Source organism: Burkholderia sp. MBR-1 (genome assembly GCF_013822785.1).
Classification (GTDB): Bacteria; Pseudomonadota; Gammaproteobacteria; order Burkholderiales; family Burkholderiaceae; genus Burkholderia; species Burkholderia vietnamiensis.
The window spans coordinates 2,249,785-2,265,181 of sequence record NZ_CP053609.1 but is presented as its reverse complement, the minus strand read 5'-3'; the positions used below and the strand labels follow the sequence as shown (position 1 = coordinate 2,265,181).

At 67.3% G+C, this 15,397-nt stretch carries 15 protein-coding genes; 13 read left to right on the top strand and 2 right to left on the bottom strand.

All coding sequences use genetic code 11. From position 1 onward, the window contains the following. Positions 1 to 50: 50 nt before the first annotated feature. Together MBR110_RS10425 and MBR110_RS10420 are read right to left on the bottom strand one after the other, a co-directional pair. Positions 51 to 1,403: a collagen-like triple helix repeat-containing protein gene (locus MBR110_RS10425; RefSeq protein WP_059568636.1), complete on the bottom strand. Its 1,353-nt coding sequence runs from the start codon at positions 1,401 to 1,403 to the stop codon at positions 51 to 53. 41 nt (positions 1,404 to 1,444) lie between these two features. Then, positions 1,445 to 3,109, bottom strand: a complete 1,665-nt coding sequence (locus MBR110_RS10420) for a collagen-like triple helix repeat-containing protein (protein ID WP_059568635.1) — start codon at positions 3,107 to 3,109, stop codon at positions 1,445 to 1,447. Between MBR110_RS10420 and MBR110_RS10415 the strand changes: the two genes are divergently transcribed. The 13 genes from MBR110_RS10415 to MBR110_RS10355 all read left to right on the top strand — a co-directional run bounded on the left by MBR110_RS10415 (position 3,086) and on the right by MBR110_RS10355 (position 15,356). Beyond that, on the top strand, positions 3,086 to 3,310 hold the full coding sequence (locus MBR110_RS10415; protein WP_164715974.1) for a hypothetical protein: 225 nt from the start codon (positions 3,086 to 3,088) through the stop codon (positions 3,308 to 3,310). The two genes, MBR110_RS10420 and MBR110_RS10415, sit on opposite strands and share 24 nt — an antisense overlap. A gap of 461 nt (positions 3,311 to 3,771) precedes the next feature. Further along, positions 3,772 to 3,987 carry a Flp family type IVb pilin gene (locus tag MBR110_RS10410; protein WP_043291014.1) on the top strand — a complete coding sequence of 72 codons (216 nt, stop codon included), beginning with the start codon at positions 3,772 to 3,774 and terminating at the stop codon, positions 3,985 to 3,987. 88 nt (positions 3,988 to 4,075) lie between these two features. Further along, positions 4,076 to 4,576: an A24 family peptidase gene (locus tag MBR110_RS10405; RefSeq protein ID WP_011884613.1), complete on the top strand. Its 501-nt coding sequence runs from the start codon at positions 4,076 to 4,078 to the stop codon at positions 4,574 to 4,576. Continuing rightward, positions 4,573 to 5,016: a TadE/TadG family type IV pilus assembly protein gene (locus MBR110_RS10400; protein WP_011884614.1), complete on the top strand. Its 444-nt coding sequence runs from the start codon at positions 4,573 to 4,575 to the stop codon at positions 5,014 to 5,016. The genes MBR110_RS10405 and MBR110_RS10400 overlap by 4 nt, the downstream gene beginning before the upstream one ends. Before the next feature lie 92 nt (positions 5,017 to 5,108). Further along, a complete protein-coding gene (gene cpaB, locus MBR110_RS10395; protein WP_014722943.1) occupies positions 5,109 to 6,053 on the top strand; it encodes a Flp pilus assembly protein CpaB in 945 nt (314 codons plus the stop codon). 64 nt (positions 6,054 to 6,117) lie between these two features. Further along, a complete protein-coding gene (locus MBR110_RS10390) occupies positions 6,118 to 7,449 on the top strand; it encodes a type II and III secretion system protein family protein (protein WP_011884617.1) in 1,332 nt (443 codons plus the stop codon). A gap of 60 nt (positions 7,450 to 7,509) precedes the next feature. Further along, positions 7,510 to 8,784, top strand: coding sequence for a fimbrial protein (locus tag MBR110_RS10385; RefSeq protein WP_011884619.1), 1,275 nt, complete (start codon positions 7,510 to 7,512; stop codon positions 8,782 to 8,784). A 3-nt stretch (positions 8,785 to 8,787) separates the two neighbouring features. Next, positions 8,788 to 10,152, top strand: coding sequence for a CpaF family protein (locus MBR110_RS10380; RefSeq protein WP_034195570.1), 1,365 nt, complete (start codon positions 8,788 to 8,790; stop codon positions 10,150 to 10,152). Beyond that, a complete protein-coding gene (locus tag MBR110_RS10375; RefSeq protein WP_046422288.1) occupies positions 10,145 to 11,131 on the top strand; it encodes a type II secretion system F family protein in 987 nt (328 codons plus the stop codon). The genes MBR110_RS10380 and MBR110_RS10375 overlap by 8 nt, the downstream gene beginning before the upstream one ends. A gap of 4 nt (positions 11,132 to 11,135) precedes the next feature. Then, a complete protein-coding gene (locus tag MBR110_RS10370; RefSeq protein ID WP_011884625.1) occupies positions 11,136 to 12,128 on the top strand; it encodes a type II secretion system F family protein in 993 nt (330 codons plus the stop codon). An 18-nt stretch (positions 12,129 to 12,146) separates the two neighbouring features. Then, a complete protein-coding gene (locus tag MBR110_RS10365; RefSeq protein ID WP_059463903.1) occupies positions 12,147 to 12,989 on the top strand; it encodes a tetratricopeptide repeat protein in 843 nt (280 codons plus the stop codon). A 20-nt stretch (positions 12,990 to 13,009) separates the two neighbouring features. Continuing rightward, on the top strand, positions 13,010 to 13,339 hold the full coding sequence (locus tag MBR110_RS10360; RefSeq protein WP_011884628.1) for a DUF3613 domain-containing protein: 330 nt from the start codon (positions 13,010 to 13,012) through the stop codon (positions 13,337 to 13,339). A 10-nt stretch (positions 13,340 to 13,349) separates the two neighbouring features. Continuing rightward, the gene (locus tag MBR110_RS10355; protein ID WP_226092033.1) at positions 13,350 to 15,356 is read left to right on the top strand and encodes a pilus assembly protein TadG-related protein; all 2,007 of its coding nucleotides are present in this window, start codon (positions 13,350 to 13,352) and stop codon (positions 15,354 to 15,356) included. The last annotated feature ends 41 nt before the right edge of the window (positions 15,357 to 15,397 follow it).

The window sequence follows — 15,397 nt, the reverse complement described above, 5'->3', positions numbered from 1 at the left end:
TTGGTACGGCCGCGCGTCGTGCACCGGCTGCACGGGCGCGGCCGTCCTCCTTACTTGCCGACGCTGCCCAGCGTGCCGAGCAGGCCCGTTACCGGCGCGAGCAGGCCGGTCGAGCTGCCCGACGACGCCGAGCCCGACACGCCGCCGACGAGCGACGTGACCGGCGCGAGCGGACTCGACGATCCCCCCGATCCCGTTGCGCCGCCGACCGCGCCGGTGACAGTATTCAGCAAGCCCGTGACCGGCGCGAGCGGGTTTGCCCCGCTTGCGCCGCCCGTTGCTCCGCCGAGCGTGCCCGTGACCGTCGACACGAGATTGGTGAGCGGTGCGAGCGGGCTGCTGCCCGAGCCGCCCGTCGCGCCGCCGACCGCGCCGGTGAGCGAACCGAGCGGCGTCGAGCCGAGACCGGACAGCAGGCCGCCGAGCGGGTTCGTTGCACCCGAACCCGACGACGAGCCGCTCTGGACCGTTGCCGTCGAGCCGCCGACGAGGCTCGTGATCAGGCCGGGGATCGGTGCCGCACCGTTCGGGCCGTTCGGGTTCACGAGACCGCCCGCGTTGGTCACGGTATTGCCCACCGCGGTGACGAGCTGGCCGACGTCGCCGACGAGCGGCTGCTTCGACGTGCCCGCGACCTGCGTGCCGGCCGAGCTGATCGCGCCGCCGATCTGGCCGAGCAGGCCCGACACCGGTTGACCGAGGCCCGTCGTCGTGCCGACCTGTTGCGTGACCTGGCCGGCCGTGATGACGAGCGGCGTGATCGCCGAGCTGAGCGGCTGCGTGACCTGCTGCACGGCGCCCGACGACAGCGTCGAGCCGATCGTCGTGCCGGCCGCGGACAGGCCGTTGGCGACCGTGTCGAGTACCGTGCCGACCGGCGACGTGACCGGTGCGAGCGGCGCGAGCGGGCCGGTGCCGAGCGCCTTGACGGTCGAGCTCAGGCCGGACACGGTATTGCTCGTCGCGCCGACCACGTTGCCGAGGCCCGCGACGGTCGTGCCGACCGGATTGCTCGTCGTGCCGGTCTGTCCGAGGCCGTTGCTCAACGCGTCGGCGGCGGCGCCGATGATCGTGCCGGTGCTCGACAGCGTGCTGCCGACGCCCTTCGTCACGCCGTCGCCGAGGCCCGGCAGGCTGACGTTGCCGACCGTGCTGCCGAGATCCGTCGCGGTCTGGCCGACCGTGCTGACCACGCCCTTGGTGCCCGTCGTCGTGCCGCTGGTGCCGCTCGTCCCGCTGCTGCCGGTGCCGCTGGTACCGCTCGTGCCGCTGGTGCTGCTCGTCGGCGGCGAGCTGACGCCGCCGCCGCCGCAAGCGGCGAGCACGCACGCTGCCGCGAACGCGGTGAGGGGAGCGCGCCACGGGCGCAGGGCGGCCGTCGTGAAGGAACGTTGTTGGGACATGATTGGACTCCTCGCTGTCTTGTCGATGAATGGATGCCGGATTACTTGCCGTGCGTGCCGCCGAGCAGGCCGCCGATCAGCGACGTGACGGGCGCGAGCAGGTTCGAACCCGAGCCCGCGTTCGTGACGGTGCCCGTGGCGCCGCTCAGTGCGGGCGCGCCGGCTGCGCTGGTGACCGTGGACAGCGCGCCCGTCACCGGGGCCAGCGGGCCGCTGCCGGCAGCACCGCCCGTCGCGCCGCCGAGTGCGCCGGTGACGGTGGAGACGAGGCCGGTGACCGGCGCGAGCGGGCCGCTGCCGCCGCCCGCAGCGCCGCCGAGCGCACCGGTGACGGTGGAGACGAGACCGGTGACCGGCGCGAGCGGGCCGCTGCCGCCGCCCGCAGCGCCGCCGAGTGCGCCGGTGACGGTGGAGACGAGGCCGGTGACCGGTGCGAGCGGGCCGCCGCTGCCGCCCGTTGCGCCGCCGAGCGCGCCGGTGACGGTGGAGACGAGGCCGGTGACCGGCGCGAGCGGGCCGCTGCCGCCGCCCGCAGCGCCGCCGAGTGCGCCGGTGACGGTGGAGACGAGGCCGGTGACCGGCGCGAGCGGGCCGCTGCCGCCGCCCGTTGCACCGCCGAGCGTGCCGGTGACGGTCGAGACGAGGCCCGTGAGCGGCGCGAGCGGATTGGTCGCGCCGCCGGAGCTGCCGGCCAGCAGGCCGCCCACGGACTTCACGGTATTGCCCGCCGACGACACGGTGTTGCCGAGGCCGGTCGTGATCGGATTGCCGCCCGTCGATGCGATCAGCGCGCCGCCCTGGTTCAGGCCGTTGCCGATCGTGCCGAGCAGCGTGTTGACAGGCGCGCCGAGCCCGGTCGCCGTGCCGATCGTCTGCGTCGTCTGACCGACCATCGTCGTGATCGGAGTGATGGCAGAACTGACCGTTTGCGTGAGCTGCTGGACCGGCCCGGTCGACAGCACGTTCGACAGCGTCGCGCCGCCGCCCGAGACCGCGTTGCCGACCGTCGTCACGAGGCCGCCGACGGCGCCGGTGACCGGTGCGAGCGGCGCCAGCGGGCCGCTGCCGAGGCTGGTGACCAGGTTGCCCGTCTGCGTCACTGCGCCGCCGAGCTGGTTGACCACGTTGCCCGTGCTGGCGACGGTGACACCCACCGGGTTGGCGGTTGCGCCGAGCTGGCCGAGCCCGCTGCCGAGGCCGTTGCCGAGTGCCGTGACCGCGCCGCCGACGCTCTGCACGATGCCGCCGGCCGCCTGCGTCGTGCCGGGGTTCACACCGGGCAGCGACTGACCGGCGATCACGGTGCCGAGACCCGATACCGTCGAACCGACTCCGGTGACGATATTGCCGCTGCTTGCGAGGACAGTTCCCACCGGGTTCGACGACACACCCGACGTTCCGCTCGTTCCGCTCGACGTGCCGCTGGTCGTTCCACTCGTGGAGCCGCTGGTGGAGCCACTGGTCGAACCGCTCGTCGAGCCGCTGGTGCTACCCGACGTGCTGCCGCTGGTCGAACCCGACGTGCCGCCCGAGGTGCCGCCGCCCGAGGTGGAGATCGAATCGCCGCCGCCCGAGCTCGACCCGCCGCTGATGCCCTTGCTGATCGAACCGGAACCGCCGCACGCGGAAAGGGAAAGCATGGCTGCCACGGTGGCCGCGATCATAGTCGTCCGGAGCGTGCCATGAGGGATAACCTGAATGTCCATTTCGTCCTCGCATTGAAGCTGATGTTGTGTTGGGTGACGCGAGGATTACTCTGCAACTGTCGTGCCATTTCAATGGCGACGAAGTCGATGAACCGCTTAAAACGCGCCAATTCCTTGTCGCAAAAGGCATTGGCGGTAATTGAAAGATTGTTGAAACTGTTTAAAGCCGGATTGACGCAAACGATTTCGCGCGTTTCGTAACGTAACGTCCCGTCTTTGGTGTTACGCGCGCGGCGTAACGTGGATGTGGGGCAGGTGCCACGTGTGCGCGAATTGTTTTACTGGTGGACTAGATGTGCACATCTAACCTATCGTAAATCCTATGTGTAAGTCGTACCGAAACCCCGTACAAATGGTCCTGCGGCGGAAAGTTTTTCGGCCGGCTCTTAAAAGAGGTTGGAACATAAATAGGATCGGATATAGAATCCCGGTCGGGTGTAAGTAAATGTACAGACTGGTACACGACGTTCGAGGAGGATCACTATCGCGAATGTTAACTTGCATCAAATCGTCGTATGCGCCCTTCGGGGTGACCTATAAAGAAAGCGCACCCGCTTGTCGTTACGGCAGGAGTAACGAATCACGCGGGGCAACGGCCGGATATGCGGGGATGTACAACGTATAACAGGCCAAAGAACGTACATACAGGCACGAGGAATAAAATGAAAGCACTCATCAAGCGCTTCCTCAAGGAAGAAACCGGGGTTACCGCGATCGAATATGGATTGATCGCGGGTCTAGTCGCGGTCGCCATCATCGCCGGCGTGTCGTCGCTGGGTGGCAATCTCAACACGATGTTTACATCGATCGGATCGTGCGTCTCGTCGCTTGGCAGCGCGAGCGCTACCGTTGCATCCGCATGCAAATTGGGCAGCTGAGTATTCCCAATCGTCGTTTTTAGGCGCGATGTCAGACGGCTCGCTGGTGCGAGCCGTCTGATCCATATCCGCGATCGGTCGTGGCGCGATGGCATATTTCATTTCAATCGGGGTTTTTCTGGCCTGGGCGATACTCGTCGCGGCCAGTGATATCCGCTACCGACGAATTCCGAATTCGCTCGTCTTCGGCGGCGTGGCTGCCGCATTCGCAAGCGCGTTGTGCGGCGCCAGTCCGTTCGGCATCGCGCCGCTGCACGCATTACTCGGCATGCTCGTCGGGATGGCGTGCCTTTTGCCATTTTTCGTTGCGCGCGTGATGGGCGCGGCGGACGTCAAAGTGTTCGCCGCGCTCGGTGCGTGGTGCGGCGTGCACGGACTATTGTGGCTATGGATCGCGGCGAGCCTGGTCGCTTGCCTGCATGCGCTTGCGGTCCTGTTGTTGACTCGCACGCCGCTTCGCGCGTTGCGCGGCCGCAGTGCGCCAACGCTGGCGCTGGGCCGGTATCGCGCGACGCCCTATGGGGCGTGCCTCGCGATTCCCGCGGCGCTGTGGCTCGTCTGTGTCGCTACGGCGGGAGGCGTGCGATGAAGCGGCAGGGGCGTCCGGCGCGATATCGGCGGCAGCGCGGGGCGACCGCCGTCGAATTCGCGATCATCTTTCCGCTTTTTTTCGTGATCTGCTACGCGATCATCTGCTTCGGCATGATTTTCGTGATTCAGCAGAGCCTGACGTTCGCGGCGAGCGAAGGCGCACGCGCGGCGCTGAACTACGCGCCGGACCTCGCGACCCGCACGTCGAAAGCGCAGTCTGCCGCGCAGACCGTCGTGGGCTGGCTGAATATCAGCGCGCCCAGCGTCACGGTGCAGGCACCGGCATGCAAGTACGACGCGACGCTGTATTGCCTGTCGGTCACGGTGAGTTATTCGCCTCGAGCGTGGGTGACCACCATGCCGTTTCTCGGAACCATTGTCACTCAGCCGTTGACCAGTACGGCAGTAGTCCAGATTTCGCAGTCGCTGCTTCAATGAAGACCGCGTCGTGAAGCGGCGGCTTCGCGACGCACGATGTTCCTGACCAAAATAATCGACACAGCCCCAATACCGGCACCCCAAACGACAACATGGCCAATAACGTAACGAAGATCATCGCGGGGCTGCTGATCGCGATCGCCGTTCTGCTCGGCTTCTACGCGTGGATGCTCGGACGCAGTGCGTCTCATTCGGTGCCCGCGCAACCGGCGGTCGCCGCCAATCCCGCACCCGTCGTGATCGCGACGCGCACGCTGCCGGCGGGCCAGCCGATCGCCGCCGACGCGGTGAAACTGCAGGCGATTGCATCGGTACCGACAGGAGCGGTGGTCGATCCCGCCACCGTGGTCGGCCGTGTCCCCGCCCGCGACATCCCCGCATCCGCGCCGATCACGCCCGACGCGCTGGTTTCCGGCCTCGCCGAAGACATCCAGCCTGGCGAGCGCGCGATCGCGGTGCGCGTCGACGAGACCAATGCCGTCGGCAACCGGCTGCGCCCCGGCAACTTCGTCGACGTGTTCCTGAATCTGAAGCGCGAAGGCGGCGGCGCGATGTTCGACGGCGAGGTGTCCCAGACGCAGGCGCGCCTGCTGATGTCGAAGGTACGCGTGCTGTCGTTCGGCGACGCGACGCCGGAGCGCGACAGCGGCAGCACCACGAACGGCAGCAACGGCCAGCCGAGCAACGCCCGCATCGCCGTACTCGCGGTGCCGACCGCCCAGGTCGACGCGTTGACGCTTGGCGAGGCCACCGGCCGGCTGACGCTCGCGCTGCGCAACCCGCGCGACGACGAGCTCGCGATGCAGACCGTCGCGGTACGCACCGACAACAAGCTGTCGCCGTCGGCGCTGGCCGCTGCCGGCGTCTCGCTGCAACAGCTGTCGGGCACCCAGCGCAATGCCGCGGCGGCCAATGTCAATGTCCCGCCGCTGCCGTCGCACCTTCCGCCGGCCGTGCGGTCCGCCGCGGGGGCGACGGGCAGCGGCGGCAGCATCGAAGTGATCCGCGGCGGCCGCTCGGAAACGGTTGCGTATTGAAGAGCATCGATTCCTATCGATATCAGCGACGACATGTAATGGCCGTGCCACGGTACAACAATCCATGAAAAACACCCTGACTGCATTCGCGATGGCTTTGTGGGCCCTGACCTTCGCATCCATGGCAAGCGCGAGCGGGACGATCGAGCTCGCGGTCGGCGCGCAGCGGCAGATCGCCGCCGGCCGCGCGCTGCAGCGGGTCGCCGTCGGCGATCCGGCGATCGCCGACGTGCTGATCATGAAAGGCAGCCGTGCCGGCTCCGTGCTGCTGACCGCGAAGGCGCCCGGCACCACCAACGTGATGGTCTGGGAGCGCGGCCACGACGAGCCGACGGTCTGGAACGTCGAAGTCGTCGATGCGGCCGCGCAGGCCGTGCTCGACGCGTCGACGCCGCAGGTGAAGGCCTATGGCGGCACGTCGGTGCTGCGCGGCACGGCCGGCTCGCTCGATGCGCACGAACGCGCGGTGGCCGTCGCGAAGAACATGAGCCCGAAGGGCGCGGTGATCGATCGTTCGACGCTGGCCGGCAAGAACGTGGTGCAAGTGGACGTGCGCGTCGTCGAATTCAGCCGGTCGGTGCTCAAGCAGGTCGGCTTCAACTTCTTCAAACAGAGCAACGGCTTTTCGTTCGGCTCGTTCTCGCCGGGCGGCGTGCAGTCGTACAACGGCGGGTCCGGTCCCGGTACGGCGGCCTATATCCCGACGCTCGGCGCACCCGTTGCGTCCGCCTTCAATCTGGTCGTGAACGCGGCCGGGCACGGCATCTTCGCCGACCTGTCGCTCCTCGAAGCGAACAACCTCGCGCGCGTGCTCGCGGAACCGACGCTCGTCGCGCTGTCCGGCCAGAGCGCCAGCTTTCTCGCCGGCGGCGAGATTCCGGTGCCGTCGCCGCAGGGGCTCGGCTCGACCGCGATCCAGTGGAAGCAATACGGCGTCGGGCTGTCGCTGACGCCGACCGTGCTGAGCCCGAACCGGATCGCGCTGAAGGTCGCGCCGGAATCGAGCCAGCTCGATTTCGTGAACAGCGTGACGATCAGCGGCGTCGCGGTGCCGGGCATCACGACGCGCCGCGCCGACACGACGGTCGAGCTCGGCGACGGCGAGAGCTTCGTGATCGGCGGCCTGATCGACCGTCAGACGATGTCGAACGTCAGCAAGGTGCCGCTGCTGGGCGACCTGCCGATCATCGGCACGTTCTTCAAGAACCTGAATTACCAGCAGAACGACAAGGAACTGCTGATCATCGTGACGCCGCATCTCGTCGCGCCGATCGCGAAGGGCGCGGTGCTGCCCGCGACGCCCGGCGAATTGGCCGAGCAGCATGACGGGCCGGTATGGCGGTCGTATCTCGGCGGTGCGGCGTCGCCGGACGCGGCGCCGGGGTTTTCGAAATGAGCACGAAGCACGACGCGCCGGGTCCCCGCGCGGCGCATTGCGCAATCGGGAGTGTGCGACATGAATGCACGAATCGAATCACTATGTGAACCCGCCGTGACGGACTACTTCGTTTGCGCATCGCAGAAGGAAGCACACGTGCGCTGGCTCGCCGACACGCTCGTGTCGGCCGGTGCGGTCGAAGCCGCATCGCTCGAGCCCGGCGTGCTCGCGCAGCGCATCACCGGCCTCAACCCGGCGCTCGTGTTCGTCGACTTCTCCGCAAGCAGCGACGCGGCGAGCATTGCCGTCGCCGCGATCCGCGCCGCGCATCCGGGCTTGCCGATCGTCGCGCTCGGTTCGCTGGCCCAGCCGGAGAGCACGCTCGCCGCGCTGCGCGCGGGCGTGCGCGACTTCATCGACGTGTCGGCGCCTGCCGAGGAGGCGCTGCGCACGACGCGCGGCCTGCTGTCCAACGTCGGCGAGCCGGCGAGTCGCCACGGCAAGGTCGTCGCGTTGCTCGGCGCGCGCGCGGGCATGGGCGTCAGCACGCTCGCCGCGAATCTCGCCGTGTGGTTGCAGAAGCACGCGCTCGGACCGGGCGCGAAAGACCAACACGGCGGCAGCACGCCGGCCGGCCGTCAGACCGCGCTGGTCGATCTGGGACTGCCGGCCGGGGACGGCGCGCTGTTCCTGAACACGCGCTGCGAGTTCCATTTCATCGACGCCGTGCAGAACCTGCGCCGCATCGACCGCACGTTCGTGAACACCGCGCTGACGCGGCACCAGAGCGGCGTGGCGCTGACCACGCTGCCGCCCGACCTCGGCGGCCTGCGCGACGTGTCGTATGCGGCTTGCGTCGGCTTGCTGAACCGGTTTCGCGCGTTCTTCGATCAGCAGGTCGTCGATCTCGGCGGCTTCTCCAATCGCGACTTCGTCACGCAGATCGCCGCGTCGGCCGACGAAGCGTGGCTCGTCTGCGATCAGGGCGTCGCGTCGATCGTGTCCGCGGCCGATCTGCTCACCGGCTTGCGTGACGCGGGGATCGACACCGATCGCGTCAAGCTGGTGGTCAACCAGTACGACCCCGCGCTGGACCTGATGCCCGCGCAGATCGCCGAGCGTCTCGGGCTGTCGCTGGTGGGCACGTTGCCCGCGCGGCGCGTCGCGATCGGCCATGCCGCGAACCAGGGGCGGCTGATCGTCGATGCGGCGGAGCGCGATCCGTACGTGCGCGCCCTCGAATCCCTCGCCGTGCGGTTGCCGGGCATCTCCGGCACGGCCGGCGCATCGCGTGCCGCGCCGCGCCTGTCCGCGCTCAAGCGCTTCATTCAACCTTCGTCCAAGCGGTCGTAACCGATGGCACACGACATCCAATTTGCCGACGGCGCAGCGCCGTTCTCCCAGACCCAGCAATTCCACGACATCAAGAATGCCGCGCACGAGCACTTGCTCACGCGCATCGAGGAGCTGGGCGCCGAGTTCGGCCGCTGGTCGCGCCAGGCGATCAACCAGTTCGTCGATCTGGAGATCGACAGCTTCGTGCGCCTGCGCCGCATTCCGCTCAACGAGAACGAAGTGCGCGCGATCGCCGAGGCGCTGACGAAGGAGCTGGCGGGCTTCGGGCCGATCGAGGACCTGCTCGCGGACCCGGCCGTCGAGGACATCCTGATCAACGGCTACAACGACGTGTACGTGTCGCGTCACGGCATGCTCGCCAAGCTGCCGGTGCGCTTCACCGACAACGCGCATCTGCTGCGCATCGTGCGGCGCATCCTCGCGCCGATCGGCCGCCGGCTCGATGAGTCGAACCCGATGGTCGATGCGCGGCTGCCGGACGGCGGACGCGTGAACGTCGTGATCGAGCCGCTGTCGATCGACGGCCCGATCGTGTCGATCCGGAAGTTCCGCAAGGATCCGCTGAAGCCGTCGGACCTGCTCGGCAACGGCACGTACAACGAAGAAATCGGCGCGCTGCTCGAGGCGGCCGTCGAAGCGCGCTGCAACGTGCTCGTGTCGGGCGGCACGAGCTCGGGCAAGACGTCGTTGCTCAATGCGCTCGCGTTTCATATTCCCGAGCCCGAGCGCGTCGTGACGATCGAGGATACGGCCGAGCTGTCGCTGAACCATCCGCACGTCGTGCGGCTCGAGAGCCGGCCGGGCGGATTCGACGGCTCCGGCGTGGTGACGATTCGCGACCTGCTGCGCAATACGCTGCGGATGCGTCCGGACCGGATCATCGTCGGCGAAGTGCGCGGCGGCGAAGTGCTCGAAATGCTGCAGGCGATGAACACCGGCCACGACGGCTCGATGGGCACCGTGCATGCGAGTTCGCCGCGCGAGTGCCTGTACCGTCTCGAGATGCTTGCGGGCTTCGCCGGTTTCCAGGGCACCGAGTCGAGCCTGCGGCGGCAGATCGCGAACGCGATCGACTTCATCGTGCAGATCGGGCGGCTGTCGAACGGGCGTCGCCGGATTCTGTCGATCACCGAGGTGACCGGGCTGTCCGACAACATCATCGCGACGCAGGAGCTGTATCGCTACGAGGCGCGTGTGACGCCGGAGGGCGAGGAAGTCGATCACTGGGAGTCGCTCGGCATCCATCCGCATTCGCCGAAGCTCGCGCGTTTCCGTCAGACGCTGTCGGGCGGCGCGGCGGGCGGTGGATTCGGCGGCGGGTTCGGCGGTGGCGGATTCGGTCGGGGCGGGGGCTTCAATGTATAGCGCGATGGTCTGGGTGCTCGCGGTCGCGATGCTGTGCGTGGCATCGGCATTGATGCTGTGGCGACATGCAGAAACCCGGCGCGTGCGAACGGACGCGAAGCGCTTCATCGACAGCCGGCTCGAACCGGGCGCGCGCGCGCCGGCGCAGCCGGCGGCGGCATCTGCCGGCGCGCGCACCGCGTCGCCGTCCGGTGTCGCGCGCGGCGCGATGGCCGAGGCCTTCTGGGTGCAGTGGTATGCGTCGGCCGCCGAGTACCTCGCCAATCTCGTCAACCGCGCGGGCATCGAAGGCGCTCGCGGCAAGGCGATCGGTGCGCTGGCCGTGCTGCTGGCGATCGCCGGGCTCGCGACCCATCGCGCCGGCGTGCTCGCCGGTCTGGCGGCGCTCGTGTGCGGCGGCGCGATGTTCGGCGTCTGGCTGGCATCGCGCATCCAGCGGCGACGGCTGAAGATCGTCCGGCAGATTCCGTCGTTCCTCGACGGCATCGTGCGGCTGGTGACGCTCGGCAACAGCGTGCCCGCGGCGTTCCAGGCGGCGCTGCTGACGAGCGAGGAACCGCTGCGCGGCTGTCTCGATCACGTGTCGAGGATGCTGCGCTCGGGCGTCGAGATCGATCGCGCGATGCTGCATGTCGCGAAGGTGTACCGCACGAAGGAATTCGAGCTGCTCGGTTCGGTGCTGCGGCTGTCGGTGAAATACGGCGGACGCGCGGACGTGATGCTCGAGCGGATGGCCGTGTTCATGCGCGATCTCGAGCAGGCGGAGCGCGAGCTGACGGCGATGTCGGCGGAGACGCGGTTGTCGGCGTTCGTGCTGGTGATGTTGCCCATCGCGATCGGCAGCTTTGTCGTGATGACCAATCCGAGATACCTGGAGGGCATGTGGAACGATCCGAGCGGTCGCACGCTTCTGATGCTCGCATTTCTGGCGCAGGTGGCCGGCAGTCTGTGGTTGTACCGAATGGCTAGGCTCAGGTGACGCGATGACGGCAGCTCAAATCGGATCAATAGCGCTCGCGCTTGGCGCACTCGGCGTGCTGTTGCTCGGCATGGCGGCATTGCTGCGTGCGAGTGCGGCCTCACGCGCGGAGCGTGCGCTTGCAGATGCGCTCGAGCGGCGCATGGCGGCGTTGGAGGCCGCGAGGACGCGCACCGCGCCGGACGACGGCGCGGGCACGCAACAGGTAGCACGCGGCCGCGAGCGTATCGAGCGCATGTTGTCGCGCTTGGCGGCGGCAGGAATGCGCTTGCTCGATACCGGTTTCGGCAAGCACATCGTCGCCGAAGAGGACCGTCGGTTGCTCGAGCAATGCGGGTATGTCGACGCGCGCACACGCGGGTTGTTCCTGAGCGCGCGGCTCGTTTGCGGGATCACGGTGCCGCTGCTGTTCGCAATACTGGCGAGCGGCAGAATGAAAGGCGGGTACTGGACGATCGGCATGTTTGCCGCTTTTTCCGTCGGTTTCATGCTGCCGAAACTCTACGTACAGCGTCGTGCGGCCGCGCGACGCCAGAGCGTGATCGACGAACTGCCGCTGTTCGTCGACATGTTGCGACTACTGCAGGGCGTCGGGTTGTCACTGGACCAGAGCCTGCAGGTGGTCACGAACGATTTCCGCGGGATGATGCCGGTGCTGTCGTCGGAAGTGGGGATCGCGCAGCGCCAGTTTGCTGCCGGCCGCACGCGCGACCAGTCGATGCAGCGGTTGTCGAGCGGATTCGACAACGAGGACCTGCGCGCGATCGCGCGGCTGATGGTGCAGGTCGACAAGCATGGCGGTGCGGTGCAGGAGCCGCTCAAGCAGTTCGGCGATCGATTGCGCGAGACGCGCCGCGCAATGCTGCGGGATCGCATCGGGCGGTTGACCGTGAAGATGACCGGCGTGATGGTGGTGACGTTGTTGCCTGCGTTGCTGATCGTGACGGCCGGGCCGGGATTGTTGGCCGTGATGCGCGCGCTGGCCGTGCATCATTGACGGACGAAAGGAAGGACGATGAAGCGGATCGGCAGGATGGCAAAGCAGGCCGGCATGGCGACGATGGCGTTGATGCTCGTTGCGTGCGCGACCAAGGAGAGCGGGTACGGTGTCGGCGCGCAGACCGAACGTGCGGCGTTGATCCAGGCCGCGGACCAGAAGCAAGCGGTGCCCGATACGCCGGGCATGTATCTCGGCCTGATCCAGCGGATGCAGACACAAGGTCTGTATTACGCGTCGCTCGCGCATATCGACGCGTACGACAAGACCTACGGCGTATCGCCGGACACGATTCTGCTGCGCGCAGATGCGTTGCGCATGACCGACCAGCCGGCTGCCAGCGCGGCGGCATACGCGCAATTGTTGAAGACGCCGCTGGCCGCCCGCGGTTATCGGGGCCTCGGGCTGATCGCCGGAGCGGCCGGAGATTTCGGTCGCGCGGTAGAGGCGCTCACGCAGGCTGCCGACCTGGCGCCGACCGACGCGTCGTTGTTGTCCGATCTCGCATACGCGAAATTGCGCAACGGGGACGTGGTCGGCGCGCGGGTCCCATTGATGAAGGCGGCGGAACTCGATCAGCGCAATCCGAAGATCGTCAGCAACCTCGCGTTGTATCTGCTTGCCGCCGGCCGCACGCAGGACGCGCAACGGCTGATGAATCAGCAGCGTATGCCGGCCGGGATCCGCAAGGACATCAGCAGCGATGCGGCGAAAATCGCAGCTGCCGCACGCGCGCAGCAGCGCGCGGTTGCGACGCCGCCGGTGGTGTCGCGCCGCGCCGCGACTGCCCCCATCACGCCGATGGCAAACAATGTCGGCTATGACCAGACCGTGCCGCTGTTGCAACGGTTTGCACAATGAACAGACAGGCGGGGAACGACATGAACAACAATCGTCATCGAAACATGTGGTCCGGCCGGCATGCGGCGTTGGCTGCGATCGCGTGCATCACGCTCGGTCCGGTCGGCGCACACGCACAGCAGCAGGATGCGGCGCCCGATGCATCCGTCGTCGGACGTTCGACACGGGACTGGCTGACGCTGCAGGCGCAGAACCGCGCTGCAGCGCCGACGCAACCGTTGCTCGGCGACGTTGCGTCGCTGGTCTACCAGCGCTATCTCGATTCATTCAAGAACAAGATTCCCGAGTCGATGAGCACGCAACTCGGCGCGTCCGGCGGGATGTCGGGCAGCGGGCAGGGTGCGCAGTAAGCGAGTGGCGATGCGCGCAGATCAATCACGAATGGCACGGCGCCGCGGCTCCGGCTGGCTCGCGCAGCGCCGCCAGCGCGGCTCCATTGCGATCATGGCGGCGATCTGGCTGTCGGTGGCCGTCATCGTGTTGAGCGGCATCGATATCGGCCGGTTTTATTCGGAACGACGCCATATGCAGGCGGCCGCAGACCTGGCCGCGCTGTCGTCCGTCATGAAGGCGAGCGCCGACTCGACGTGCACGGCGGCAAAGACCGCCGCCCAGCAAGTCGCGAACCCCACTGCGAATGCGGTGCCGTCGAACGCGACGCTGTCCGTGACGTGCGGTGTCTGGACAGCGCCTCAGTCGAGTAGCGGCAGCGCGCTGTTTACACCGACTGCCGGGGATCCGACCGCCGGGCAATGCGGCGGGCTGCAGGCGGGAACTGCAAACGGCCAGTCGGCCAATGCCGTATGCGTGACCGTCTCCGAGCCGGTCATCGGATTTTTCCGCAGTGGAACGACGATCAGCGCTTCGGCGATCGCGAAGAGCACGCCGACGGACACCTTCACGCTGTCCTCGTCGCTTGCGTCGTTGAACGGCGGCCTCGCGAACCAGTTGCTTCAATTGCTGACGGGGTCGCCGAATGCGTTGACGCTCAACGCGGTCGATTATCAGGGGTTGGCGCAGGTCAACCTGAAGCTCGCCGGCATTCTCGCCAATCTGCCGGTCGGCTCCAGCACGTCGGTGCTCAACGGCACGGTGACGCTGGGGCAGCTTGCGAATGCGATGATTCAGGCGGCGACGCAGCAGAACGTCGCCAGCGTCAAGCTGAACGTGCTGAATGCAATCACGGCCGGACTGTGCAGCGCGGGCGCATGCGGCGGCCCCACGATCGCACTGAATCAGTTGGTGTCGGTTGCCACCGCAACGGGAAGCTCCGCGGTCGATGCGAGCGTCAACGCGTTCGGTTTGCTGTCGACCGCACTTCAGGTCGCGAACGGCACGAACGCCTTATCCATTCCGAGCATCATGGTCCAGACGCCGACCGCACTGGCACCGCTGCTGAATGCGACGGTGACGGGTTCGGTGGCGCTGACCGGAATGCCGCCGTCCACGGCGAGCGGCCCGCCCGGGCCATCCAATTGCGGGACGTCGGACTGCGTGACCAATACGTCGACCGCGCAGGGCAACGTGTTCCTGAATATGTCGATTTCGCTGCTGTCGACGTGTTCGAACGGTTCGCTCGTCTTTCCGGGGGGCACATGTCCGTCAGGCAAGGCGACGCCGCTGGCAGCCGTTCAACTGCCCGTTACCGCTTATGTCGCTCCGGCGACGGCCGGGCTCGCATCCGTCACCTGCTCCGCGAACGGCACGAAGAGCGCGACGGTAAACGTGCAGACCGGGTTACTTGCCGTCTATCTCGGCGGCTCGGCGAACACCCCGATCAACCTGAAGGCGCCGAGCGGATATACGGCGAGCGGCAGTGCGACGCCGATCACGCTGGTATCGGTCAATCTGCAGAGCCTGCTGAACCTGCTCAATCTAGGCGGATTGATCTCCGGGCTGACGACGTTGGTCGATGTGCTGACGCTGGGCGCGCTCGACCTGACCGAGATTTCGGTCAACATCAATCTCACGCCGGGACAGTTGACGATCCCCGTCGCGAATCAAAGTCCGACGCCGCTGGTGTTCACGTATCCCGGCACGCCATCGTCGCCGTACACGCTGAGCGCCGGCACCGACCAGCTTTTGTCCCCCACGGTTCAGAGCGCGCTCAACAGCGGTCTGTCGGTGCAGTTGACGGCCAACGGCGGCCTGCTGAAATTACTGGGCGACGTAACGACTCCGATACTCAACGTCGTGCTGGGGCCGCTGCTGTCGGCGTTGGGCAGTACGCTCGTTCCGATGCTCCTGCAACCCGTCGACTCGCTGCTGACTTCGGTCACCGGCCTGCTGGGCCTGAGTCTCGGGAACGCCTATGTCACAAATACACCGGACTCGATCAAATGCGGCAATCCGATGCTCGTGCAATGAAGCCCGCAGCGTTCGTGCGCAGCGGGAGGGCGGCCCGCGCA

Coding starts and splice junctions, on each gene's coding strand:
- MBR110_RS10425 (WP_059568636.1), bottom strand. CDS start 1,403: ATGTCCCAACAACGTTCCTTCACGACGGCCGCCCTGCGCCCGTGGCGC.
- MBR110_RS10415 (WP_164715974.1), top strand. CDS start 3,086: ATGAGGGATAACCTGAATGTCCATTTCGTCCTCGCATTGAAGCTGATG.
- MBR110_RS10420 (WP_059568635.1), bottom strand. CDS start 3,109: ATGGACATTCAGGTTATCCCTCATGGCACGCTCCGGACGACTATGATC.
- MBR110_RS10410 (WP_043291014.1), top strand. CDS start 3,772: ATGAAAGCACTCATCAAGCGCTTCCTCAAGGAAGAAACCGGGGTTACC.
- MBR110_RS10405 (WP_011884613.1), top strand. CDS start 4,076: ATGGCATATTTCATTTCAATCGGGGTTTTTCTGGCCTGGGCGATACTC.
- MBR110_RS10400 (WP_011884614.1), top strand. CDS start 4,573: ATGAAGCGGCAGGGGCGTCCGGCGCGATATCGGCGGCAGCGCGGGGCG.
- cpaB (WP_014722943.1), top strand. CDS start 5,109: ATGGCCAATAACGTAACGAAGATCATCGCGGGGCTGCTGATCGCGATC.
- MBR110_RS10390 (WP_011884617.1), top strand. CDS start 6,118: ATGAAAAACACCCTGACTGCATTCGCGATGGCTTTGTGGGCCCTGACC.
- MBR110_RS10385 (WP_011884619.1), top strand. CDS start 7,510: ATGAATGCACGAATCGAATCACTATGTGAACCCGCCGTGACGGACTAC.
- MBR110_RS10380 (WP_034195570.1), top strand. CDS start 8,788: ATGGCACACGACATCCAATTTGCCGACGGCGCAGCGCCGTTCTCCCAG.
- MBR110_RS10375 (WP_046422288.1), top strand. CDS start 10,145: ATGTATAGCGCGATGGTCTGGGTGCTCGCGGTCGCGATGCTGTGCGTG.
- MBR110_RS10370 (WP_011884625.1), top strand. CDS start 11,136: ATGACGGCAGCTCAAATCGGATCAATAGCGCTCGCGCTTGGCGCACTC.
- MBR110_RS10365 (WP_059463903.1), top strand. CDS start 12,147: ATGAAGCGGATCGGCAGGATGGCAAAGCAGGCCGGCATGGCGACGATG.
- MBR110_RS10360 (WP_011884628.1), top strand. CDS start 13,010: ATGAACAACAATCGTCATCGAAACATGTGGTCCGGCCGGCATGCGGCG.
- MBR110_RS10355 (WP_226092033.1), top strand. CDS start 13,350: ATGCGCGCAGATCAATCACGAATGGCACGGCGCCGCGGCTCCGGCTGG.